The following is a 22,896-nucleotide window of genomic DNA, read 5'->3' as shown; positions in this document are numbered from 1 at the left end:
AGCCGCCTGCATCCATCTTGCCTGCCACCATCGGCCAGGCAAAGCCTGCCTTGGTATTGCCCCCGTGAATGACGAAGGCGCCCATGCTGGCGCCTTCTTCTCGTGCTGATACTTCAGCGCGACGAGGCGGCCCCCGGCAGCCCTGCACGCGGACCGCCCAAGCGGCTCAACCAGACCGACGCCAGGATCACCGTACCGCCAATGGCCAGGCGCCCCAGCGGTTCGTCCTGGTTCCAGATCAGCAGGTTGAGCAGTAACCCCACCGGCACATGCAAGTTGTTCATCACCGCCAGGGTGCCGCCGGAGACCAGGCAGGCGCCCTTGTTCCACCAGTACAACCCCAGCGCCGTCGGGCACAGGCCGAGGAACAGCAGCACCAGCCACTGGGTGTCGGTGCTCGGCAGGTGCTGGGCATTGCCGAACAGCAGAAATGCCGGCAGTACCACCAGCAGCGCGCCCAGGTAGAAATAGCCGAACCGGCGGTAGTGCGGCAGGTCGCTGGGGTGGCGGGCCACCAGATGGCGGTACAGCACCTGCCCGGCGGCGTAGGTGAAGTTGGCCAGCTGCAGCAGCAGGAAACCGATGAAGAACTCGCCGGTGACCGTGTCGAAGCGGATCACCGCCGCGCCGGCCACCGCCACCAGGGCCGCGAGCAATGCCCAGGGGTTGAAACGGCGGTTCAGGGCATCCTCGATCAAGGTGACATGCAGCGGGGTGAGGATGGTGAACAGCAGCACCTCCGGCACCGTCAGCACGCGGAAGCTGAGGTACAGGCAAACATAGGTGATGCCGTATTGCAGCGCGCCGATCAGCAGCATCGAACGCATGAAGCGCGGTTCGACCTGGCGCCAGCGGGTCAGCGGCAGGAACACCAGGCCGGCCAGCAGCACTCTGGCCAGCACGGCGAAATAGCTGTCGACATGGCCAGCCAGGTATTCGCCGATCAGGTTGAAGGAGTACGCCTGGATCAGCGCGACGATTATCAGGTAGCCCATGGTTGGCCCTCGTGGATCAAGGCGGGGACCTTAGCGGTTTGGGTCAGGCCAGTTCAACCATGAGTATTGTGGGGCTGCTGCGCAGCCCATCGCCGGCAAGCCAGCTCCCACACCGACCGCGCAATTCTCAAGAACTGCGCTACATCCATGAGCTGGCTTGTCGGCGATCACGCCAGCACCGGATGCGCACTTTCTGCGAGCAAAAAAAACCCGGCCATGAACTGGCCGGGCAGGTACACCCAAAGGAGCAACAAGGTGTCAGGGTTGGGAATTCGTCGCGGCTCAGGCCACCGCGGCCAATCTGGCCTTGGCCTGGTTCAGGCCTTTCTCGTGGAACTCGCCGCTCATGTTCAGGCCTTCGGCATGGATGAAGTCCACATCGTGGATACCGATGAAGGCCATCACCTGGCGCAGGTAGGGTTCCTGGTGGTCGCTGCTGGCACCGGCATGGATGCCGCCACGGGCGGTCAGGACGATGGCGCGCTTGCCGTTGAGCAGCCCCTGCGGCCCGGTCGGGGTGTACTTGAAGGTGATGCCGGCGCGCAGCACGTGGTCCAGCCAGGCTTTGAGGGTACTGGGGATGGTGAAGTTGTACATCGGCGCGGCCATTACCAGCACATCGGCGGCCAGCAGCTCGTCGGTCAGCGCGTTGGAGCGCTCGAGAGCATCACGCTCGGCGGCGCTGCGCTGCTCTTCGGGTTTCATCCAGCCGCCGAGCAGGTTGGCGTCCAGGTGCGGCACGGGGTTCACCGCCAAATCACGCACCGTGATCTCGTCGGCCGGATGCGCCGCTTGCCATTGCTGGATAAAGTCCAGGGTCAATTGGCGAGAAACGGAATCCTGCTGGCGGGCGCTGCTTTCGATGATGAGTACGCGGGACATGGATGCCTCCATCGGCGGTAAGGGGTGGCGATTCGATGGAGGTGAGATTAGTGGTTGACCTATCGATAAAAAAGCGTAAAAAGTGGGATCAACCTATCGATTTATCCGTTTATTCCGCTTTGCAGTCCAGGGCAATGCGTAGCCTGATGATCTGCCGGTTGAACTTGGCGGTGACATCCACGCTCCGGCCTGCCGGCACATTGACCCGGCGCACCCGTGGCGCCTCGGGGCCGTTGCGGAAGGTAACCTTGCATGCGGCCGGGACCTGCCCATAGTTGTTCAGGCTGATCGAGCCGATGTCGTAGGCAGTGTCGTAGGCGGTGTAGTCGACCTTGACCCCGGTCAGCTCCTTCTCCACGTCGATCGGGTAAGCCATGGCCCCGAGGGGCAGGCACAACAGCAAAGCCGCACAACATTTCTTCATACGGGCGCTCTCCTTGGGAAGAGCGCAGCTTAGGACAACAGGAGCCATAGATGAAAGCGCCGCGCGTAACCCTGGATCAGTGGCGGACCCTGCAGGCGGTGGTCGACCATGGCGGGTTCGCCCAGGCCGCCGAGGCCCTGCATCGCTCGCAGTCGTCGGTGAGCTACACCGTGGCGCGGATGCAGGAGCAGTTGGGCGTGCCGCTGCTGCGCATCGATGGGCGCAAGGCGGTGCTGACCGAGGCCGGCAGCGTGCTGCTGCGCCGTTCGCGGCAACTGGTCAAGCAGGCCAGCCAGCTGGAAGACCTGGCCCATCACATGGAGCAGGGTTGGGAAGCCGAGGTGCGCCTGGTGGTCGACGCCGCCTACCCCAGTGCCCGTTTGGTGCGCGCCCTGGCAGCGTTCATGCCGCAGAGCCGCGGCTGCCGGGTGCGCCTGCGCGAAGAGGTGCTGTCCGGGGTCGAGGAGGTGCTGCACGAAGGCATCGCCGACCTTGCCATCAGCAGCTTCAACATCGGCGGTTACCTGGGCACCGAACTGAGCCCGGTGGAATTCATCGCCGTCGCCCACCCCGAGCATGCCCTGCACCGCATGGGCCGCGAGATCACCTTCCAGGACCTGGAAAGCCAGCTGCAGGTGGTGATCCGCGACTCCGGTCGAGCCCAGCCGCGCGATGTCGGCTGGCTCGGCGCCGAGCAGCGCTGGACGGTGGGCAGCCTGGGCACCGCGGCGACCTTTGTCGGCAGCGGCCTGGGCTTTGCCTGGCTGCCCCGGCACATGATCGAGCGCGAGCTGCGCGAAGGCGTGCTCAAGCCCCTGCCGCTGGATCAGGGTGGCAGCCGCCATCCACTGTTCTACCTTTACTCGAGCAAGGAAAAGACCCTGGGCCCGGCCACGCAGATCCTCATCGAACTGCTGCGCAACTTCGACACCGCGCCGCTGGACGTGCCCTTCGCAGCCCCCCCGCAAGCCTGAGAGGACCGCGCCCATGGCCTGTTTCGAACACAACGGATGCCTGCTGCATTACGAGGAACACGGCCAGGGCGAACCCCTGGTGCTGCTGCACGGGCTGGGCTCGAGCAGCCAGGACTGGGAACTGCAGGTGCCCGAGCTCAGCCGCCAGTACCGGGTAATCCTCATGGACATCCGCGGCCACGGGCAATCGTCCAAGCCTCGCTCGGGCTACCAGATAAAGACCTTCAGCGAGGATCTCCTGGCCCTGCTCCGTCAACTGGACACCGGCCCGGTGCACTTCGTCGGCCTGTCCATGGGCGGTATGGTCGGCTTCCAGTTCGCCGTCGACCACCCCGAGTGGCTGCGCAGCCTGTGCATCGTCAACAGCGCCCCCGAGGTCAAGCGCCGCACCCGCAGCGACTGGATCTGGTGGCTCAAGCGCTGGGGCCTGGCACGCCTGCTCAGCGTCGAGACCGTCGGCAAGGGCCTGGCCGTGCGGCTGTTCCCCAAGCCGGAGCAGGCCGAACTACGGCGCAAGATGGCCGAGCGCTGGGCGCGCAACGACAAGCGCGCGTATCTGAGAAGCTTCGACGCCATCGTCGACTGGGGCGTGCAGGAACGCATCGGCCAGATCCGCTGTCCCACCCTGGTGGTCGCCGCTGACCACGATTACACACCGATACAACTGAAGGAGCGTTACGTCGCCCTGATGCCCAACGCCAGGCTGGCGGTCATCGACGATTCGCGGCACGCTACGCCCCTGGATCAACCCGAAGTCTTCAACCGTACCCTGCTGCAGTTCCTCGCAGCCGCTTCCACCTCTCAAGGATCTTTGAGCCCATGCTGAAAAAACTTCTGCTCACCGCCTGCTCGGTCGCCTTCGCCACCAGCGTCATGGCCTCCGACAAGACCCCGCACGTTGAGCTGGTCACCAGCTTCGGCAAGATCGAGATCGAGCTGAACGCAGAAAAAGCGCCGCTCAGCACCAAGAACTTCCTCCAGTACGTGGACAGCGGCTTCTACAACAACACCATCTTTCACCGCGTGATCCCGGGCTTCATGGTCCAGGGCGGCGGCTTCACCGCCCAGATGGAGCAGAAGCAGACGAAGGATCCAATCCGCAACGAGGCGAGCAACGGTCTGGAGAATACCCGTGGCACCTTGTCCATGGCCCGCACCTCGGACCCGAACTCGGCCACCAGCCAGTTCTTCATCAACGTTGCCGACAACGCCTTCCTCAACCCGGGCCGCGACCGTGGCTACGCGGTGTTCGGCAAGGTCACCAAGGGCATGGAGGTGGTCGACCAGATCGTCAACTCGCCGACCACCGTCAAAAAAGGCATGCGCGATGTGCCAGCGGATCCGGTCTACATCAAGTCGGCCAAACGCATCGATTGATCCCGCGCCGCACAGGGACGTGAGTCGGGTCGAACAGGAGTGTCGTCACCCATGCTGTACCGTCGTTTCGAGCAGTTGATCGACATCTTCCGCGAGGCGCCCAGCGAGGCGCCTCCCGGCAAGGTCTGGCCCTTCTATCTCTATTACCTGCGCCAGGTGTGGCCGAGTTTCGTTGCCCTGCTGATCGTCGGCCTGGTCGCCTCGCTGATCGAGGTGGCGCTATTCAGCTACCTGAGCCGGATCATCGACCTGGCCCAGGGCACGCCCAACGCCAACTTCTTCAGCGAGCACAGCGGCGAGCTGATCTGGATGCTGGTGGTGGTGCTGGTGCTGCGGCCGGTGTTCTTTGGCCTGCACGACCTGCTGGTGCACCAGACCATCAGCCCGGGCATGACCAGCCTGATCCGCTGGCAGAACCACAACTATGTGCTCAAGCAGAGCCTGAACTTCTTCCAGAGCGACTTCGCCGGGCGCATCGCCCAGCGCATCATGCAAACCGGCAATTCCCTGCGCGACTCGGCGGTGCAGGCGGTGGACGCGCTGTGGCATGTGCTGATCTATGCCATCAGCTCGCTGGTGTTGTTCGCCGAGGCCGACTGGCGGCTGATGCTGCCGCTGCTGGTGTGGATCGCCGGCTACATCGCCGCGTTGTACTACTTCGTGCCACGGGTGAAGGAACGCTCGGTGATCTCCTCCGACGCCCGCTCCAAACTCATGGGGCGCATCGTCGACGGCTACACCAACATCGCCACGCTCAAGTTGTTCGCACATACCGACCACGAGCAACAGTACGCCCGCGAGGCGATCAGCGAACAGACCGAAAAGACCCAGCTGGCCTCGCGGGTGATCACCAGCATGGACGTGGTCATCACTTCGCTGAACGGCCTGCTGGTGGTCGCAACCACTGGCCTTGCCCTGTGGCTGTGGAGCCAGTCGCTGATCAGCGTCGGTGCCATCGCCCTGGCCACCGGCCTGGTGATCCGCATCGTCAACATGTCCGGCTGGATCATGTGGGTGGTCAACGGCATCTTCGAGAACATCGGCATGGTCCAGGACGGCCTGCAGACCATCGCCCAGCCGGTCAGCGTCAGCGACAAACCCCAGGCCCCGGCGCTCAAGGTCAGCCGCGGCGCGGTGCGCTTCGACCATGTCGACTTCCACTACGGCAAGGGCGGCAAGGTGATCGATGCCTTGAACCTGGATATCCGCCCCGGCGAGAAGATCGGCCTGATCGGCCCGTCAGGTGCCGGCAAGTCGACCCTGGTCAACCTGCTGCTGCGCCTGTACGACATCGACAGCGGGCGTATCCTCATCGATGGTCAGGATATCGCCGAGGTCAACCAGGCCAGCCTGCGCGCACAGATCGGCATGATCACCCAGGACACTTCGCTGCTGCACCGCTCGATCCGCGACAACCTGCTGTACGGCCGGCCGGATGCCAGTGACGAGGAAGTCTGGGAGGCTGTACGCAGGGCACGGGCCGACGAGTTCATCCCGCAGTTGTCCGATGCCCAGGGCCGTACGGGCTTTGACGCCCATGTCGGCGAGCGCGGCGTGAAGCTCTCCGGCGGCCAGCGCCAGCGCATCGCCATCGCCCGGGTGCTGCTGAAGAACGCGCCGATCCTGATCATGGACGAGGCGACCTCGGCGCTGGATTCGGAGGTCGAAGCGGCGATCCAGGAGAGCCTGGAGACGCTGATGCAGGGCAAGACGGTGATCGCCATCGCCCACCGGCTGTCGACCATCGCCCGTATGGACCGGCTGATCGTGCTGGACAAGGGTCATATCGTCGAGAGTGGCAGCCACGCCGAACTGCTGGCACACCGCGGGTTGTATGCGCGGTTGTGGCATCACCAGACCGGGGGGTTCGTCGGCGTCGATTGAAACCGGTCTGATGGGGGGGCGGACGCTATCGCGGGGCAAGCCCGCTCCCACGCCCCCGATTTCTTGTGGAAGGGCAATCAGCCCTGGCGATACGGCAACATCCCCCGCGCCTCCTCGGCGTAGGCCATCACCCCTTCGCGCTCCTGGTGCAGGAAGTCCGCGACCGCCCGGCGCAACCCTGGATGCAGTAGGTAATGCCACGACCGCGTGATTACTGGCTCGAAGCCACGAATCAGCTTGTGCTCGCCCTGGGCGCCGGCATCGAAGCGCTGCAGGCCTTCGCCGATCGCGAAGTCCATGCCCTGGTAGAAACAGGTCTCGAAATGCAGGCGGTCGAATTCGTCCAGGCAACCCCAGTAGCGGCCATACAGGCTGTCGCCTCCCACCAGGCTGAAAGCCATGGCCACCTCGCGCCCTTGCTGCCGGGCAATCACCACGCGAATCGCCTCGGGCATACGCTCGGCCACCAGGCTGAAGAATTCACGGGTCAGGTATGGCGAGCGTCGGCGCACGGCGTAGGTGTTGGCGTAACACAGATAGACAAAATCCCACTGCGCCTCGCTCAGCTCGTCGCCCCGGTACCAGGCGAAATCAATCCCCTGCCCAGCCACCTGTTCGCGCTCCTTGCGCATCTGCTTGCGCTTGCGTGAGCTGAGGGTGTCGAGAAAGTCCTGGAAGTCCCGATAACCCCGATTGCGCCAATGGAACTGGCAACCCAGGCGCTCCATCCAGCCTGGCAGACCGGCAAGGGCCTCATCCAGCGCAGTGTCGGTGAAGTTGATATGCGCACCCGACAGTCCGCCCTTGTCCAGGTACTCGGGGATGGCCTGCAACAGCAACAGGCCATCGCTCGGGTCGGCGGCCAACAGGCGTGGGCCGCTCACCGGACTGAACGGTACGGCACCCAGCAGCTTGGGGTAGTAGGCGATACCTGCGCGCTCGCAGGCATCGGCCCAGCCATGATCGAACACGTACTCGCCGAACGAATGCCACTTGCGGTACGCCGGCAGCAGCGCACGCACCTCACCGTCGCGTTCCAGCACCAGGTGTTCGGCGGCCCAGCCAGTGTCAGGCACCACGCTGCCACTGTCCTCCATGGCCGTGAGGAAGGCATGGCGCAGAAACGGCTGGGCGCCGGGCACCATGGCGTCCCAGGTGGTCGCCGGCAGGTCGCGCAGGTGGGCAAGGCTGTGGAGGCTGATCACGTTTCCGACTCGCTGAAAAGAGAGTGCCAGTATTGCCAAGTCGACCCTGACACTCAAATGACGGCCGCTTTACTTAACAACAGTGCCACTGTTTAGACATTATTCTGTCATTCGCCCCCGCAATACTTGCGCCTGTTTTCCGGAACCCCAGAACCTGTCTAGTCAGGCCTTTCCGAAGACATGCCAACTTGGGGGCGGGCGCTCGAGCCTCCCCACTTTTTCCAACAGGGAGAACCTTATGCGTCTTGTTTCTACACTTACCGGAGTGAGCCTCACCGGCATGATGCTGGCTCTGAGTACTCCGGCCAGTGCTGCTGTCGACGCCAAGCTGCTCGAAATGCTCCGCGCCAATGGCTCGATCAACCAGGCGCAGTACAACGAACTGCAGGGCGACCTGGCAAAGGAAACCAAGGAAAAGGCCGACCAGAAAGCCCAGTCCGAGCGCATGAGCTCGTTCGAACAGAAAGTGGCGTGGGCCGCCAAGACCCAGATCAAGGGTGATGTGCGCCTGCGTTACGAAGACGTCAACGTCGACAACCCGATCTCGCGCAGTGGCAACCAGGACCGTGAGCGCGTCCGCGCCCGTGTCGGCTTCTACAGCGAGATCAACCCGCAGGTGGATGCCGGCGTGCGCGTGGCCACCGGCAGCAGCGCCGATGCCCGCTCGACCAACCAGAGCCTGGACAACTACTTCGAGAAGAAATCGCTGTGGGTCGACCTGGCCTACCTCGACTGGCACCCAACCGCCATCCCCAACCTGCACCTGATCGGCGGCAAGATGGCCCAGCCATGGGTGAGCATGGGCGACATCATCTGGGACAGCGACATCAACCCCGAAGGCGTTGCGGTCACCTACAAGACCAACCTGGGCGCCACCGAACTGTTCGGCAGTGCCGGCCACTACACCCTCAAGGACAACGTCGACGGCGACGGCGTGCAGTTCAAGCACGACGCGCAGCTGTACCACGGCCAGCTGGGCGCCAAGTTCAACGCGGCCGACACCCTCAAGTTCACCGTGGGCGGCAGCATCTACGGCTACGACAACGACAAGGAGTCGACCGTCCTGCGTGCCCTGGGCAACACTACCAACGAGTTCAACCTGGTGGAAGGCTTCGGCCAGGTGGACTTCACCGGCTTTGCCATCCCGCTCTCGGCCTATGGCCAGTTCGTCAAGAACACCGAAAGCACCGATGGCAAGGACAAGGCCTGGCTGGCCGGTTTGAAGACCAAGGTCGGCGCCTGGAGCCTGGACTACAACTACCGCGACGTGCAGCGTAACGCAGTGGTCAGTGCCTTCACCGACTCCGACTTCGGCAACGGCTTCACCGGCTCGCGTGGCCACAAGTTCAAGGTCGGCTACGAGATCGACAAGAACTTCTCGCTGGGCGCGGCCTACCTGATGGCCAAGACCGACTTCTCCAACCTGCCGAACAGCGATGCTGACGTAGACACCCTGCAGGTGGATCTGGAAGCGAAGTTCTAAGCACCAGGCTCCTTTGCTCCACCCTGAAGCGGGAAATGCTGACCCCATCCAGCATTTCCCGCTTTTTTTACCTGCAAAGAACGTGGGCGCGGGGCAAGCCCGCTCCCACGAGTTGGGCAAGCATCAATGCTTGCGCAGGATCACGCTGCCAATCGAATAACCCGCACCGAACGAGCTCAGTACGCCAAGCGAGCCCTTGGCCAGGTCATCCTGGTACAGGTGGAAGGCGATCACCGACCCTGCCGAACTGGTGTTGGCATAACGGTCGAGAATCACCGGGGCCTCTTGCTCGTCCACTTCCCGGCCCAGCAGCTTCTTGACGATCAAGTGGTTCATGCTCAGGTTGGCCTGGTGCAGCCAGAAGCGCTGGACGTCGCTCGGCTGCTGGCCGTTTTCATCCAGGTGCTGGCCGATCAGCTCGGCGACCTTCGGGCAGACTTCCTTGAATACCTTGCGGCCTTCCTGCACGAACAGCTTGTCGCGCGCGCCGATGCCCTCTTCCGCGGCGCGGTTGAGGAAGCCGAAGTTGTTGCGGATGTTATTGGAGAACGCGGTCCACAGCTTGGTGCTGACGATATCGAACTGGTGCGCGGAGGTGGCCAGGTCGGCACGCTCGATCAGTACCGCGGTGGCGGCGTCACCGAAAATGAAGTGGCTGTCGCGGTCGCGGAAGTTCAGGTGGCCGGTGCAGATTTCCGGGCTGACCACCAGCACGGCACGCGACTGACCCAGCTGTACGCTGTTGGCGGCGGTCTGGATACCGAAAGTGGCCGACGAGCAGGCCACGTTCATGTCGAAGGCGAAGCCTTCGATGCCGAGGGCCTGCTGCACTTCGATGGCAATGGCCGGGTATGGTCGCTGCAGGTTGGAGCAGGCGACGATCACCCCGTCGACATCGGCGGCGGTGCGGCCGGCACGCTCCAGGGCCTGGCGGGCGGCGGCCACGCCCATCTCGCAGAGGATCGATTGCTCGTCGTTGGCGCGCTCGGGCAGGCGCGGTTTCATGCGCTGCGGGTCGAGAATGCCGGCCTTGTCCATGACGAAGCGGCTCTTGATACCCGAGGCCTTTTCGATGAAGGCGGCGTCGGACAGCGGCGCCGCCTCGACCTCGCCACGCTCGATGGCGGCGGCGTTGTCACGGTTGAAACGCTGTGCCCAGGCGTTGAAGGACTCCACCAGTTCTTCGTTGGAAATGCTCTGGGCCGGGGTGTACAGGCCGGTGCCGCTGATGACGACGTTGTGCACGGTCGTTCCTCTGGTCAAAGGCCATCGCCAGGCGGCGCAGGCCGGAAAAAGGGCAACATAATGGCACCTTGGTACCAATTCACAGACGAGGGCTGCGCCCTCGAACGCTGGCAAGCCAGCTCCCTCAGTTCAATGCGTCCCCTGTGGGAGCGGGCTTGACCCGCGATGGGCCGCAAAGCGGCCCAAATTCCGTCAAGTTTGCCACAAGTTGCAACGGTTAGGCTTCCACCTGACTCCACTGCTTGCTCAGTCGCTTGTCGGAAACCGGCACCTTGGTCCCCAACTGCTGGGCAAACAACGACACCCGGTACTCCTCCAGCAGCCAGCGGTACAGGGTCAACTGCTCATCGCGCTTGCCTTCCTGGGCATGCTTGTCGGCGCGGGCCTGGTATTGCGCCCAGCAATTGGCCAGCTCGCCACTCCACACCCGGTCCTTCTGCACCTGCGAGCCCAACTTCTCCAGACGCAGTTCCACCGCCTTGAGATAACGCGGCAATTCCTTGAACCAGGTGCCCGGTGTCTCGCGCACGAAGCCCGGATACACCAGGTTGGCCAATTGCTGCTTGATATCGTTGAGCGCCACCGCCTGGCTCAGGTCGATCTTGCCCTTGAAGCGCTTCTGCAAGCCATGCCACAGTTTGAGCACCTCCAAGGTCAGGCGCGCCAGGCGCTCGGCATGCTCGCTCCAATTGCCACGCTTACGTTCGGCCAACGAGGCCAGGGCGGCGCCATCACGGGGCAGCGGATCTTCGCCTTCGAGCACGCAACTGTCGAGGCTGGCCAACAGGATATCCTCCACCAGTGCCTCGACCCGGCCCAATTCGCGATACAGCAGGCCCAATTCGGTCAGCCCCGGCAGCTTGCCGCGCAGGAACTTGGCCGGCTCGGCCAGCTGTTGCAGCAACAGGCGCTGCAGGGCACGTCGGTGCTGGAACTCGGCCTCGGCCTGGGTCGAGAACCGCCCCTCGCGCACCGTGCCGTTGTCCTCGACCAGTGCCGGGTACACGGTCATCGACAGCCCGGCGATCTTCTGCTGGGCGGTCTGCGCCACTTGCTCGAATACCTTGGCCTGCACCGGCTGTTCGGTCTTCTCGTTGCGCGGCAAGGCCAGGGCGGCCTGGCTGGCGGCGGCAAAGCGGGCGGTCAGCTCGGCCAGATCGCGGCCTTCGCCGAGGAACTTGCCCTGGGCATCGACCACTTCGATGTTCATGCGCAGATGGCCTTCCACCAGCGCGGTCGCTTCCGCCCAGGCTTCGTCGGAAACCCGCGCCCCGGTCATGCGCAGCAGCTCATGGCCCAGTGCCTGGGGCAACGCGCCCTGACCGAAGACCATGCGCGACAGTGCCGCCTTGACGAAGTCCGGCACCGGCACGAAGTTCTTGCGCAGAGCCTTGGGCAGGTTGCGCACCAGGGCGATGCACTTGGCCTCCAGCAAGCCTGGCACCAGCCATTCCAGACGCTCGCCCGGCAGATTCGGCAGCAACGGCGCCGGTACCCGCACGGTCACGCCGTCACGCGGGTGGTTCGGTTCGAAGTGGTAGCTCAGCGACAAGCGCAGTTCGCCCACCTGCAAGTGGTCCGGGTACTGTGCCGCGGTGACCTCGCTGGCCTCGCGGGCCAGTACGTCCTCCTCGCGCATGATCAGCAGGTTGGCGTCCTTCTGGCTGGTCATCCGGTACCAGGCATCGAAGGTCGCGGTCTGGTGGATCTCCGCGGGCAGGCGCGCTTCGTAGAAGTCGTACAGCGTTTCTTCGTCAGCCAGAATGTCACGCCGACGGGCCTTGGCCTCCAGTTCGTCGAGCTGTTCCAGCAGGCGCTTGTTGGCCGCCAGGCACTTGGCCCGGGACTGGATCTCGCCGCCGACCAGGCCATCGCGGATGAACAGCTCGCGGGAAGTGACCGGGTCGATCGGACCGAAATGCACCGGGCGGCGTCCGACCAGGATCAACCCGTACAAGGTGATCTGCTCGTAGGCCACCACCTGGCCGCGCTTCTTCTCCCAGTGCGGTTCGAAGTGGTTCTTCTTGATCAGGTGGCTGGCCAGCGGCTCGATCCAGTCCGGCTCGATCTTGGCCACCATGCGCGCGTACAGCTTGGTAGTCTCCACCAGCTCCGCGGCCATCACCCACTGCGGGCGCTTGCGGCCGATGCCCGAGGACGGATGAATCCAGAAACGGCGCTGGCGCGCGCCCTGGTAGTCACCCTCCTCGGTCTTCTGGCCGATCTGGCTGAGCAGGCCGCTGAGAATCGCCTTGTGCATACGCTGGTAGTCGCAGGCATCTTTGTTCATCGTCAGTTGCAGGTCGCGACAGATCAGCGCCAGCTGGCGGTGGGCATCGCGCCATTCGCGCAGGCGCAAGTAGTTGAGGAAGTTCTTGCGGCACCAGTTGCGCAGCGGGCTGGCGGTCAGCGCCTGGCGCTGCTCCTCGAAACCGCGCCACAGGTTGACCAGCGCGGCGAAGTCGGAATCGACATCCTTCCACTGCGCGTGAGCCTGGTCGGCGGCCTGCTGACGCTCCGGCGGGCGCTCGCGCGGGTCCTGCACCGACAGTGCGCTGGCGACGATCAGCACTTCCTGCAGGCTGCCCTGGCGGGCACCTTCGAGCAGCATGCGCCCCATACGAGGGTCGATCGGCAGGCGTGCCAGTTGGCGGCCCAGCGGCGTCAGCTGATTCTCGCGATTGACCGCCGACAGCTCCTGCAACAGGTTGAAGCCGTCGCTGATGGCCTTGCCATCCGGCGGCTCGATGAACGGGAAGGCGTCGATCGCGCCCAGGCGCAGGTGCAGCATCTGCAGGATCACCGCGGCCAGGTTAGTGCGCAGGATCTCCGGGTCGGTGAACGCCGGCCGGCCGTTGAAGTCATCCTCGCTGTACAAGCGGATGCAGATACCCGGCTCGACCCGGCCACAGCGGCCTTTACGCTGGTTGGCGCTGGCCTGGGACACCGCCTCGATGGGCAGGCGCTGGACCTTGGCGCGGTAGCTGTAGCGGCTGATGCGCGCGGTGCCGCTGTCGATCACATAGCGGATGCCCGGCACCGTCAGCGAAGTCTCGGCGACGTTGGTCGCCAGCACCACGCGCCGGCCGCTGTGGGTCTGGAAGATCCGCTGCTGCTCGGCCGGCGATAGCCGCGCATACAGCGGCAGGATCTCGGTGTGGCGCAGCTGCGCCTTGCGCAGGATCTCGGCGGCGTCGCGGATCTCGCGCTCGCCGGGCAGGAACACCAGCACATCGCCCGGGCCCTTGCCCTGGCCGCGCTCGTACTGGGCGATCTCGTCGAGGCTGGCGAGGATCGCCTGGTCGACCGAGAGGTCTTCCTCGACCTGGTTGCCCTCCTCGTCGTGCTCGCTGGTCAGCGGGCGGTACCAGGTTTCCACCGGGTAGGTACGGCCGGACACCTCGATGATCGGCGCGCCGTCGAAGTGCTTGGAGAAGCGCTCCAGGTCGATGGTCGCCGAGGTGATGATCAGCTTCAGTTCCGGGCGGCGGTGCAGCAGGGTCTTGAGGTAGCCGAGCAGGAAGTCGATGTTCAGGCTGCGCTCGTGGGCCTCGTCGACGATGATCGTGTCGTAGCGTTCGAGGAAGCGGTCGTGCTGGGTCTCGGCCAGCAGGATACCGTCGGTCATCAGCTTGACCAGGGTGTTCGAATCGCTCTGGTCCTCGAAGCGCACCTGGTAACCGACCAGCGCCCCCAACGGCGTGCCCAGCTCCTCCGCGACCCGCGCCGCTACGCTGCGCGCAGCAATCCGCCGAGGCTGAGTGTGGGCGATCAGGCCGCGGCTGCCGCGGCCCAGCTCCAGGCAGATCTTCGGCAGCTGGGTGGTCTTGCCCGAACCGGTCTCGCCGGCGATCACCAACACCTGGTGCTCGGCCAGGGCCTTCTTGATCTCGTCGCGCTTGGCGGCGATCGGCAGGTTGTCGTCGTAGCGAATGCTCGGCACGCTCTGCTGGCGCGCGGTGACCTGGGCGCAAGACGCCTGGACCTTTTCCACCCACTGCGCGAGCTTGCCCTCGTCGGGGCGCTTGCGCAGCTCGTGCAATTGCCGACGCAACCGATGGCGGTCGGCGATCATGGCGTGGTCGAGGTTCTTCAGCAGTTGGTCGATGGCGTGGTCTGTCATGGGGCTTTTTAATGATGCAGGCGAGTGCTGCTTTTTCATGATCGGCAGGCGTAAGAGGCGCGATTGTCGCAGATTTGCGAAATCGATGCTGCCTGTGCCCGCCGTTCAGTCGCGATCACGCTCGAAATAGCGGGAGCGCTTGAAAAGCAGCAGTGTTCCAACTGCATCACACAGAAACCACCAGTACATCCCGTCCAGCCGCAAGAATTCACGCTCACCAAGTTGTGTGCACGCCGTTATGCCCGTTGCCATCAAAGCCACGCAGACGCAGCATCTTAGCGTTGGTGAGCGACATGCCCAGTCAAGCAATATGCCGGCGACCAGGGCATAAAGGGTAAGGAGAAAGATCTCAGTCATGGCTACCCTTCAACCCTGTCGCGGGAGCAGCTCGCTCCCACGGCCAGATCGAAGAGCCTGTGGCAGGGGGCTTGACCCACGAGAGGCCGACGCGTCATCAATCTCTATCACGCTCGAAATAAGATGAGCGTTTAAAGAGTAGCGGCGTACCAACAGAGACAAAAAGTATCATCCACTCAATACCATCGAGCAACAAGAACTGCCGATTGGCCAGTTGCGTACAACTCGTCATGCCAGCGCTCATGCAACCCACATACAGAAAAATCCTGACCCGTGTTGAGCGGCATGCCCAATCAACGAAAAGCCCGACAACAAGGGCAATGAGCATGAGGAAAATCCACGACATGACCATTCCTTGTTTAGATAATCAACATCAAGCTGCTGGATTGGGGGCCGATGCCGCCATTGACCTTGGCAAACAGTGACACCAACATATCCCCGGCATGGAAAGTAGGGATGCTTTTCTGCGCTAGCCATGTCGCTGCCCCAGTAGCCGCGAAGCCAGCCACAACACCCGCTGGGTTACCGCCCAAAAACGCTACTGCAGCTCCCGTCGGATTACCGACTGCGCTCCCGAAAAGCCCGGAAATGACGTGCCTCTGCTGATTGAGATGGTCCCCTTGCTCTCGCGTCAGCGGTCGAGAAACGGCCACCCGCATCTGACAAGACCGATCACCAGCCTGCATCCGCTCATAAAGCTCCACCACCTTCTCCACCACCTGGTAATGCCCTCGATGCACGAACGGCAAGCCTAGCTGCCTCAACTGACAGCACGTTCCGGGTTGGATGATGAACTCGCTGACGTCGAAGACGATCGCGTGATGTGCAACTACCTGATAAGTCCTTTGTGCTTGCATGGCTGTCCCTGTCGCCTACCTATCCTGCAGAACTAGCGACTTTCACCTCTGGCCCTGGCCCTGCAAATTCGCCTAGGTCCGATAAAGCCGTAGGAAGCTTCCTAAGCTCCTGCTAAGCGGCGGGCAAACCTTGCCAATGTTTAGCTGTCACCGGAATGAACGTCGCCATTCACTGATTTAATCAACCTTACCGGCCATGTGAGTATCGAGCGATGCCTCCCGACCCGATGATCGCCCGCCCGCTGCTCAAACCTTCGCTGCCGAAGGCCAGGGTCCGTGCTGGCGAAAATCCGCTGGTGCACATCATCCTCGCCTTCTGGGCCCTGTGGCATTGCCGCCACGCGCGCCCACCGGACACTTCGCTCACGCACCCCTGACCCGACCCGGCCATCACTGGCCGATTGACTCAGCCTGACCGCCCACCTGCGCGGCGGTCCTGCGTGCCCCAGAGCGAATCCACCATGCACTTTGCCCCTGCCGAGCTAGCCAGGCGTTTCCTGGCCGACAACCCCGATATCGACCTGATCGAACTGTTCATCCTCGACGCCAACGGCGTCCCCCGCGGCAAGCTGCTGCACCGCGAGGAACTGCTGGCGGTGTTCGAGAGCGGCCGCCCGCTGCCCAGCACTATCCTCGGCCTGACCGTCAATGGCGACGACGTGGAAAACTCCGGGCTGGTCTGGGACGTCGGCGACATCGACTGCCGCGCCTACCCGCTGGACGGCAGCCTGGTGCGCCTGCCCTGGCGCCGGGTGCCGACCGCCGCCGTGCAGGTCAGCATGCACCCCAGCGAAGGCCTGCCGGCCAGCGTGGCCGATCCGCGCCATGTGCTGCTGCGGGTGATCGACGCCCTCAAGGCCGATGGCTTCCACCCAGTGATGGCCTGCGAGCTGGAGTTCTACCTGCTCGACCAGCAGCGCGATAGCCAAGGCCGGCCTCAGCCGGCGCTGGACAGCGACGGCGGACGGCCGCGCGGGACCCAGGTGTATGGCCTGCGCGAGCTGGAGCAGATCGAACCGTTCCTCGCCGATCTGTATGCTGCCTGCAAGGCCCAGGACATTCCTGTGCGCACGGCGATCTCCGAGTACGCGCCCGGCCAGGTGGAGATCACCCTGGAGCACGGTGACGCGCTCCAGGCCATGGACCAGGCCGTGCGCTACAAGCGCCTGGTCAAGGGCATTGCCAATGCCCATGGCATGCAGGCTTGTTTCATGGCCAAGCCATTCGCCCAGCTGGCCGGCACCGGCATGCACATGCACCTGAGCCTGGCCGATGCCGCCGGCAACAACCTGTTCGCCAGCGAGGACAAAGCCGGCACCCCGCTGCTGCGCCGGGCGGTGGCCGGCATGCTGCGCCACCTGCGTGAGTCGCTGCTGCTGTTCTGCCCCAACGCCAACTCGTTCCGCCGCTTCCAGGCCAACAGCTATGCCCCGCTGGCACCGACCTGGGGCGTGGACAACCGCACCGTCAGCCTGCGCGTGCCCGGCGGCCCGGCCAACAGCCGGCATGTGGAGCACCGCATCTGCGGCGCCGACGCCAACCCCTACCTGGCCGCCGCCGCGATACTTGCTGCCGCACACCAGGGTATCCGCGAACAGCTCGATCCCGGCGCGCCGGTCGAAGGCAACGGCTATGCCCAGGCCAGCGAGTACCTGCCCACCGACTGGCTGACTGCCCTGGAAGCCCTGGAGCAGTCGAACTGGGCCCGGGAAGCGCTGGGCGAGGCCTTCCTCGGCGTGTATCTGAAGGTCAAGCGCGCCGAGTACCGCCAGTTCATGGCCGAAGTCGGCGAGCAGGACTGGCGCTGGTACCTGCACCAGGCCTGAACCCCGAATCACGACAAGGAACACCCATGAACGCAGCAGTGAACAAAGGGCCGGCCCAGCGCGCGCCGTCCTACTACAGCGCCTCCCTCAACGACGCGACCGAATACCCCACACTCAAGGGCACGGTGCAGGTGGACGTGGCGATCATCGGCGGCGGCTTCACCGGCGTGGCCACTGCGGTGGAGCTGGCCGAGCGCGGCATGAAGGTCGCCATCGTCGAGACCAACCGCATCGGCTGGGGCGCCAGCGGGCGCAACGGTGGCCAGGTCACCGGCAGCCTGTCGGGCGACGAGGCCATGCGCACGCAGATGCGCGACCGGCTGGGCGCCGAGGTGGACGACTTCATCTGGCACCTGCGCTGGCGCGGCCACCAGATCATCGAGCAGCGCGTCGAACGTTACGGCATCCAGTGCGACCTCAAGCACGGCCACCTGCACGCGGCGATGAAACCGTCGCACATGAACGAGCTGCGCGCCTTCGAGGCCGAGGCCCAGCGCCGCGGCATGGGCGACCTGGTGCAGTTGCTCGACCGCGACGCCATGCAGCAGCACCTGCAGAGCCCGTTGTACCTTGGCGCGTTGAAGAACCGCCGCAACCTCCACCTGCACCCGCTCAACCTGTGCCTGGGCGAGGCCCGCGCCGCCCATGGGCTGGGTGCGCTGGTATTCGAAAACTCCGAGGTGCTGGAGATCGTCCATGGCCCGCGCCCGGCGGTGGTCACCACCCAGGGGCGCATCGAGGCACGCCAGGTAATGCTGGCAGGCGACGTCTACCACAAACTGGAAAAACGCCAGCTCAAGGGCAAGATCTTCCCGGCCATGGGCGGCATCGTCACCACCGCGCCGCTGGGCGAGCTGGCCGAACAGATCAACCCGCAGGACCTGGCGGTGTACGACTGCCGTTTCGTCCTCGACTACTACCGCCTGACCGCCGACAAGCGCCTGCTGTTCGGCGGCGGCGCCAACTACTCCGGGCGCGACTCGCGGGACATCGAGGCCGAGCTGCGCCCGTGCATCGAGCGCACCTTCCCGGCGCTCAAGAGCGTGCCGATTGAGTTCCAGTGGAGCTGCGCCATGGGCATCGTGGTCAACCGCATCCCGCAACTGGGCAAGCTGTCGGACAACGTCTGGTACTGCCAGGGGTATTCCGGGCACGGCATCGCCACCAGCCACATCATGGGCGAGATCATGGCCGAGGCATTGACCGGGACGCTGGAGAAGTTCGATACATTCGCGGGCTGCCGGCACATCAAGGTGCCGATGGGGGACCTGCTGGGCAATCCACTGCTGGCGGCAGGGATGTGGTACTACCAGATGCTTGAAAAGCTGCGCTGAGCTTCAAAACGCAAAATGGGAGCGGGCTTGCCCCGCGATGGCGTCGACTCGGGCAACAACGTTGCCTGACCTGACGCTATCGCGGGGCAAGCCCGCTCCCACGTTTCAATCCCAAAACAGGCTGCAGATCAGGCGATCTTCTTCAGGCCCTGCTTCTTCAGTTCTTCGTCACGCAGCTCGCGGCGCAGGATCTTGCCGACGTTGGTGGTCGGCAGCGCATCGCGGAACTCGATGGCCTTGGGCACCTTGTAGCCGGTGACGTTGGCGCGCATGTGCTCCATGACCTGTTCCTTGGTCAGGGTCATGCCAGGCTTGACCACGATGAACACCTTGATCACTTCACCGGATTTCTCGTCCGGGATACCGATGGCGGCGCACTGCAGCACGCCCGGCAGCGCGGCCAGCACGTCTTCGAGCTCGTTGGGGTACACATTGAAACCGGACACCAGGATCATGTCTTTCTTACGGTCGACGATGCGCATGTAACCGTCCGGCTGGATCAGGGCAATGTCACCGGTTTTCAACCAACCGTTGCTGTCGATGATCTCGGCGGTGGCGTCTTCACGTTGCCAGTAGCCCTTCATCACCTGCGGCCCCTTGATGCACAGCTCGCCAACCTCGCCCAAGGGCAATTCCAGGCCGTTGTCGTCGACGATCTTGCACAGGGTGGACGGCACCGGGATACCGATGGTGCCCAACTGGTTGGCCGAGGTCGGATTGACCGCCGCCACCGGGCTGGTCTCGGTCATGCCGTAGCCTTCGCAGATCGCGCAACCCGTCATCGCCTTCCAGCGCTCGGCCACGCTCTGCTGCAGGGCCATACCGCCGGACAAGGTGATCTTCAGCGCCGAGAAATCGAGGTTGCGGAAGGTCTCGTTGTTGCACAGGGCGACAAACAGCGTGTTGAGGCCGATGAAGCCACTGAACTTCCACTTGCCCAGTTCCTTGACCATCGCCGGCAGGTCACGCGGGTTGCTGATCAGCACGTTGTGGTTGCCGATCAGCATCATGGCCATGCAATGGAAGGTGAAGGCGTAGATGTGATACAGCGGCAGCGGAGTGATGAGGATCTCGCAACCTTCGTGCAGGTTAGAGCCCATCAGCGCACGGCACTGCAGCATGTTGGCCACCAGGTTGCGATGGGTGAGCATCGCGCCCTTGGCCACGCCGGTGGTGCCGCCGGTGTACTGCAGCACGGCGACGTCACCGGGCTGCGGGTTGGCCTCGGTGACCGCGCCGCCCTTGCCCAGCGCCAGCGCGTCGTTGAAGCGCACCGCGCCCGGCAGGTGGTAGGCCGGCACCATCTTCTTCACGTACTTGATGACGCTGTTGATCAGCAGGCGCTTGAGGGGTGGCAACAGGTCGGCCACTTCGGTGACAATGACGTGTTTGACCTGGGTCTTGGGCACCACCTTTTCCGCCAGGTGCGCCATGTTGGCCAGGCACACCAACGCCTTGGCGCCGGAATCGTTGAACTGGTGCTCCAGCTCCCGCGCGGTGTACAGCGGGTTGGTGTTGACCACGATCAGCCCGGCACGCATGGCGCCGAAGACGGCGACAGGGTACTGCAGGACGTTGGGCAACTGGACTGCGATGCGGTCACCCGGCTTCAGGTCGGTGTGCTGCTGCAGCCAGGCGGCGAAAGCGCCGGACAAGGTGTACAGCTCGCCGTAGGTGATGGTCTTGCCCAGGTTGCTAAAGGCAGGTTTGTCGGCAAAGCGTTGGCAGGATTGCTTGAGTACCGCCTGGATATTGGGGAATTCGTCAGGATTGATGTCCGCCGTGACCCCGGCTGGGTACTTATCCTTCCAAAAATGTTCGATCATGGAAGCCCGCTCCTTCAGCAACAGCGAATTCGGTATGCGTCGATGCGCTTATTATTGATATGAGAGGCCGGTTCATTGCAAACCGGATCCTCTGAAAGCGCGCCGAGAGTAACAGCTTTGCAAGGGGTCGCCTAGAGGCCGAAATGGGCCGACAGGTCACAAAAATGACTCAATGAACAATACAGGTCATTTTTAGAGTAATTATACAAAATGTCGCGAATCCGCCTGAAAGCACTGGCCTAGAGGTGATTTGTGGCAGCGCGCTTGCCCCACGACGGCGTCATTGAAGGCAACACTGTCGCCCAGGCTGACGCAATCGCGGGACAAGTCGCATCGGCGCACCGCCGCGCCTACTTTCAGGCGATGTCCCGCAACTCCCGACGCAGGATCTTGCCCACCGGCGTCATCGGCAGCGATTCGCGCAGCACGATGTGCTTGGGCACCTTGTAGCCGGTGAAATTGCTCTTGCAGAACGCCTTGAGCTCATCGACGCTCACCCCGCCCGCACGCGGCACCACGAACAGCTTCACCGCTTCGCCGGTACGCTCGTCCGGCACGCCGATCACCGCGCAGCTGGCCACCTGCGGATGGCCCATCACCACGTCCTCGATCTCGTTGGGATACACGTTGAAGCCCGAGACGATGATCATGTCTTTCTTGCGGTCAACGATCCGGGTGTAGCCATCCGGGTCGATGATCGCGATGTCGCCAGTCTTCAGCCAGCCTTCGCCGTCCAGCACCTCGGCGGTGGCCTCTGGCTGCCGCCAATAGCCTTTCATCACCTGCGGCCCCTTGATGCACAACTCGCCGCGCTCGCCCAACGGTTGTTCGTGGCCGTCATCGTCGATCACCTTGAACCCCGTGCCAGGCACCGGGATCCCCACCGTCCCCAGGCGCGCCAGCTGGCCATAGGGGTTGGTGCTGGCCGCTGGCGAGGTCTCGGTCAGGCCGTAGCCTTCGACGATGCGGCAACCGGTGAGCGCCTCCCAGCGCTCGGCGGTGGCCTTGACCAGCGCGGTGCCGCCGGAATTGGTGATCTTCAGCGCAGAGAAATCCAGCGACTTGAACCCCGGGTGGTCCATCAGCGCGACGAACAGGGTATTCAGGCCTACCAGCGCCGAGAACCGCCACTTGCCCAGTTCCTTGATGAAACCGGGAATGTCGCGGGGGTTGGTGATCAGCACGTTGTGATTGCCGGTCACCATCATGCACATGCAGTTCGCGGTAAAGGCATAGATGTGGTACAGCGGCAGCGGCGCGATCATCACCTCCTGCCCTTGCTTGATCAGCGGCTGGCCATCGGGCCCGTGCTGGCCGAAACAGGCCAGGACCTGAAGCATGTTGGCCACCAGGTTACCGTGGGTGAGCATGGCCCCTTTGGCCAGGCCCGTGGTCCCGCCGGTGTACTGCAGCACCGCGACGTCGTCGAGTGTCTGCGCCACCGCCTGGTGACTGAGGCGCTGCCCCTGGCGCAGGACCTGCTTGAACGATACCGCCTGGGGCAACTGGTAGGCCGGCACCATTTTCTTCAGCTTGTCGACCACGGTGTTGATCAGCCAGCCCTTGGCCGCCGGCAGCAAGTCGCCCATCTTCGCTTCGATCAGGTACTCGATGCCGGTATCGGGCAGCACCTCCTGCACGCGCTTGCCGAACATGTTCAGGTACACCAGCGCGCGGGCGCCGGAGTCCTTGAACTGGTGGCGCATCTCACGCTCGGTGTACAACGGGTTGGTGTTGACCACCACCAGCCCGGCGCGCAAGGCGCCGAACACGGCTATCGGGTATTGCAGAACGTTGGGCATCTGCACCGCGATGCGGTCGCCCGGCACCAGGTCGGTGTGCTGCTGCAACCAGCCGGCGAAGGCCGCCGAGTAACGGTCGAGGTCCGCGTAGCTCAGGGTGACGCCGAGGTTGCTGTATGCCGGCCGGTCGGCGAAGCGCTTGCAGGAGCGCTCGAAAACGTCGACGACTGACGTGTAGGCATTCATGTCAATGGTGGAAGGCACGCCCGCCGGGCGCTTGTCGTTCCAGAAATCGGCTTGCATTTATTGTTGTTCCTCTACCGGGACGTCCCTGACCTGATCGCCTGATGGCAAAAAGGTGT

General features: G+C 63.8%; 18 protein-coding genes. 7 read left to right on the top strand and 11 right to left on the bottom strand.

Annotated features, from left to right (window positions below; translation table 11 throughout):
* Positions 1-113: 113 nt before the first annotated feature.
* From ABZO33_RS12195 to ABZO33_RS12185, 3 genes are all read right to left on the bottom strand, one after another.
* Complete coding sequence (locus ABZO33_RS12195; protein WP_414536219.1) at positions 114-995, bottom strand: carboxylate/amino acid/amine transporter; 882 nt, start codon at positions 993-995, stop codon at positions 114-116.
* Positions 996-1,277: 282 nt separating this feature from the next.
* Complete coding sequence (locus ABZO33_RS12190) at positions 1,278-1,877, bottom strand: FMN-dependent NADH-azoreductase (protein WP_414536218.1); 600 nt, start codon at positions 1,875-1,877, stop codon at positions 1,278-1,280.
* 109 nt (positions 1,878-1,986) lie between these two features.
* Positions 1,987-2,301 carry a 3-phosphoglycerate kinase gene (locus ABZO33_RS12185; protein ID WP_414536217.1) on the bottom strand — a complete coding sequence of 105 codons (315 nt, stop codon included), beginning with the start codon at positions 2,299-2,301 and terminating at the stop codon, positions 1,987-1,989.
* A gap of 50 nt (positions 2,302-2,351) precedes the next feature.
* On the opposite strand from ABZO33_RS12185, the gene ABZO33_RS12180 reads away from it, so the two are divergent.
* From ABZO33_RS12180 to ABZO33_RS12165, 4 genes are read left to right on the top strand one after another with little or no spacing between them, the layout of a single operon-like run.
* Entirely contained in the window at positions 2,352-3,275 is a 924-nt protein-coding gene (locus ABZO33_RS12180) for a LysR family transcriptional regulator (RefSeq protein ID WP_028693074.1), read from the top strand.
* 13 nt (positions 3,276-3,288) lie between these two features.
* Positions 3,289-4,101, top strand: coding sequence for an alpha/beta fold hydrolase (locus tag ABZO33_RS12175; RefSeq protein ID WP_414536216.1), 813 nt, complete (start codon positions 3,289-3,291; stop codon positions 4,099-4,101).
* Positions 4,095-4,652, top strand: coding sequence for a peptidylprolyl isomerase (locus ABZO33_RS12170; RefSeq protein WP_414536215.1), 558 nt, complete (start codon positions 4,095-4,097; stop codon positions 4,650-4,652). The genes ABZO33_RS12175 and ABZO33_RS12170 overlap by 7 nt, the downstream gene beginning before the upstream one ends.
* Before the next feature lie 51 nt (positions 4,653-4,703).
* Positions 4,704-6,536 (top strand): ABC transporter ATP-binding protein, encoded by a 1,833-nt coding sequence (locus tag ABZO33_RS12165; protein ID WP_414536214.1) that lies wholly within the window; start codon positions 4,704-4,706, stop codon positions 6,534-6,536.
* A gap of 77 nt (positions 6,537-6,613) precedes the next feature.
* Here the strand turns inward: ABZO33_RS12165 and ABZO33_RS12160 are convergent, their stop codons facing one another.
* Complete coding sequence (locus tag ABZO33_RS12160; RefSeq protein WP_414536213.1) at positions 6,614-7,741, bottom strand: GNAT family N-acetyltransferase; 1,128 nt, start codon at positions 7,739-7,741, stop codon at positions 6,614-6,616.
* Between the two features lie 238 nt (positions 7,742-7,979).
* Between ABZO33_RS12160 and ABZO33_RS12155 the strand changes: the two genes are divergently transcribed.
* A complete protein-coding gene (locus ABZO33_RS12155) occupies positions 7,980-9,224 on the top strand; it encodes a putative porin (protein ID WP_046856651.1) in 1,245 nt (414 codons plus the stop codon).
* 123 nt (positions 9,225-9,347) lie between these two features.
* On the opposite strand, the gene ABZO33_RS12150 is transcribed toward ABZO33_RS12155, so the two are convergent.
* The 5 genes from ABZO33_RS12150 to ABZO33_RS12130 all read right to left on the bottom strand — a co-directional run bounded on the left by ABZO33_RS12150 (position 9,348) and on the right by ABZO33_RS12130 (position 15,806).
* Complete coding sequence (locus ABZO33_RS12150; RefSeq protein ID WP_414536212.1) at positions 9,348-10,469, bottom strand: beta-ketoacyl-ACP synthase III; 1,122 nt, start codon at positions 10,467-10,469, stop codon at positions 9,348-9,350.
* A 217-nt stretch (positions 10,470-10,686) separates the two neighbouring features.
* The gene (hrpA, locus tag ABZO33_RS12145) at positions 10,687-14,592 is read right to left on the bottom strand and encodes an ATP-dependent RNA helicase HrpA (RefSeq protein WP_414536211.1); all 3,906 of its coding nucleotides are present in this window, start codon (positions 14,590-14,592) and stop codon (positions 10,687-10,689) included.
* A gap of 105 nt (positions 14,593-14,697) precedes the next feature.
* Positions 14,698-14,949, bottom strand: coding sequence for a hypothetical protein (locus ABZO33_RS12140; RefSeq protein WP_414536210.1), 252 nt, complete (start codon positions 14,947-14,949; stop codon positions 14,698-14,700).
* 97 nt (positions 14,950-15,046) lie between these two features.
* A complete protein-coding gene (locus ABZO33_RS12135) occupies positions 15,047-15,295 on the bottom strand; it encodes a hypothetical protein (RefSeq protein WP_414536209.1) in 249 nt (82 codons plus the stop codon).
* Positions 15,296-15,308: 13 nt separating this feature from the next.
* A complete protein-coding gene (locus ABZO33_RS12130) occupies positions 15,309-15,806 on the bottom strand; it encodes a hypothetical protein (RefSeq protein ID WP_414536208.1) in 498 nt (165 codons plus the stop codon).
* A gap of 461 nt (positions 15,807-16,267) precedes the next feature.
* Between ABZO33_RS12130 and ABZO33_RS12125 the strand changes: the two genes are divergently transcribed.
* Together ABZO33_RS12125 and ABZO33_RS12120 are read left to right on the top strand one after the other, a co-directional pair.
* Complete coding sequence (locus ABZO33_RS12125; protein ID WP_414536207.1) at positions 16,268-17,632, top strand: glutamine synthetase family protein; 1,365 nt, start codon at positions 16,268-16,270, stop codon at positions 17,630-17,632.
* A gap of 26 nt (positions 17,633-17,658) precedes the next feature.
* Positions 17,659-18,966, top strand: a complete 1,308-nt coding sequence (locus ABZO33_RS12120) for an NAD(P)/FAD-dependent oxidoreductase (protein WP_414536206.1) — start codon at positions 17,659-17,661, stop codon at positions 18,964-18,966.
* A gap of 128 nt (positions 18,967-19,094) precedes the next feature.
* On the opposite strand, the gene fadD1 is transcribed toward ABZO33_RS12120, so the two are convergent.
* Positions 19,095-20,792 carry a long-chain-fatty-acid--CoA ligase FadD1 gene (gene fadD1, locus ABZO33_RS12115; RefSeq protein WP_414536205.1) on the bottom strand — a complete coding sequence of 566 codons (1,698 nt, stop codon included), beginning with the start codon at positions 20,790-20,792 and terminating at the stop codon, positions 19,095-19,097.
* 356 nt (positions 20,793-21,148) lie between these two features.
* The gene (gene fadD2, locus ABZO33_RS12110) at positions 21,149-22,837 is read right to left on the bottom strand and encodes a long-chain-fatty-acid--CoA ligase FadD2 (RefSeq protein WP_414536204.1); all 1,689 of its coding nucleotides are present in this window, start codon (positions 22,835-22,837) and stop codon (positions 21,149-21,151) included.
* Positions 22,838-22,896 lie beyond the last annotated feature (59 nt).

Origin of the sequence: Pseudomonas sp. CAM1A (genome assembly GCF_047501685.1) — a bacterium.
Lineage (GTDB): Bacteria > Pseudomonadota > Gammaproteobacteria > Pseudomonadales > Pseudomonadaceae > Aquipseudomonas.
Note: the sequence above shows the minus strand (reverse complement) of the source record. Positions and strands in the feature narration are given on the sequence as shown.

What these genes read in the sequence shown, in the direction of transcription:
- ABZO33_RS12195 (WP_414536219.1), bottom strand. Translation starts at nt 995, where the DNA reads ATGGGCTACCTGATAATCGTCGCGCTGATCCAGGCGTACTCCTTCAAC.
- ABZO33_RS12190 (WP_414536218.1), bottom strand. Translation starts at nt 1,877, where the DNA reads ATGTCCCGCGTACTCATCATCGAAAGCAGCGCCCGCCAGCAGGATTCC.
- ABZO33_RS12185 (WP_414536217.1), bottom strand. Translation starts at nt 2,301, where the DNA reads ATGAAGAAATGTTGTGCGGCTTTGCTGTTGTGCCTGCCCCTCGGGGCC.
- ABZO33_RS12180 (WP_028693074.1), top strand. Translation starts at nt 2,352, where the DNA reads ATGAAAGCGCCGCGCGTAACCCTGGATCAGTGGCGGACCCTGCAGGCG.
- ABZO33_RS12175 (WP_414536216.1), top strand. Translation starts at nt 3,289, where the DNA reads ATGGCCTGTTTCGAACACAACGGATGCCTGCTGCATTACGAGGAACAC.
- ABZO33_RS12170 (WP_414536215.1), top strand. Translation starts at nt 4,095, where the DNA reads ATGCTGAAAAAACTTCTGCTCACCGCCTGCTCGGTCGCCTTCGCCACC.
- ABZO33_RS12165 (WP_414536214.1), top strand. Translation starts at nt 4,704, where the DNA reads ATGCTGTACCGTCGTTTCGAGCAGTTGATCGACATCTTCCGCGAGGCG.
- ABZO33_RS12155 (WP_046856651.1), top strand. Translation starts at nt 7,980, where the DNA reads ATGCGTCTTGTTTCTACACTTACCGGAGTGAGCCTCACCGGCATGATG.
- hrpA (WP_414536211.1), bottom strand. Translation starts at nt 14,592, where the DNA reads ATGACAGACCACGCCATCGACCAACTGCTGAAGAACCTCGACCACGCC.
- ABZO33_RS12140 (WP_414536210.1), bottom strand. Translation starts at nt 14,949, where the DNA reads ATGACTGAGATCTTTCTCCTTACCCTTTATGCCCTGGTCGCCGGCATA.
- ABZO33_RS12135 (WP_414536209.1), bottom strand. Translation starts at nt 15,295, where the DNA reads ATGTCGTGGATTTTCCTCATGCTCATTGCCCTTGTTGTCGGGCTTTTC.
- ABZO33_RS12130 (WP_414536208.1), bottom strand. Translation starts at nt 15,806, where the DNA reads ATGCAAGCACAAAGGACTTATCAGGTAGTTGCACATCACGCGATCGTC.
- ABZO33_RS12125 (WP_414536207.1), top strand. Translation starts at nt 16,268, where the DNA reads ATGCACTTTGCCCCTGCCGAGCTAGCCAGGCGTTTCCTGGCCGACAAC.
- ABZO33_RS12120 (WP_414536206.1), top strand. Translation starts at nt 17,659, where the DNA reads ATGAACGCAGCAGTGAACAAAGGGCCGGCCCAGCGCGCGCCGTCCTAC.
- fadD1 (WP_414536205.1), bottom strand. Translation starts at nt 20,792, where the DNA reads ATGATCGAACATTTTTGGAAGGATAAGTACCCAGCCGGGGTCACGGCG.
- fadD2 (WP_414536204.1), bottom strand. Translation starts at nt 22,837, where the DNA reads ATGCAAGCCGATTTCTGGAACGACAAGCGCCCGGCGGGCGTGCCTTCC.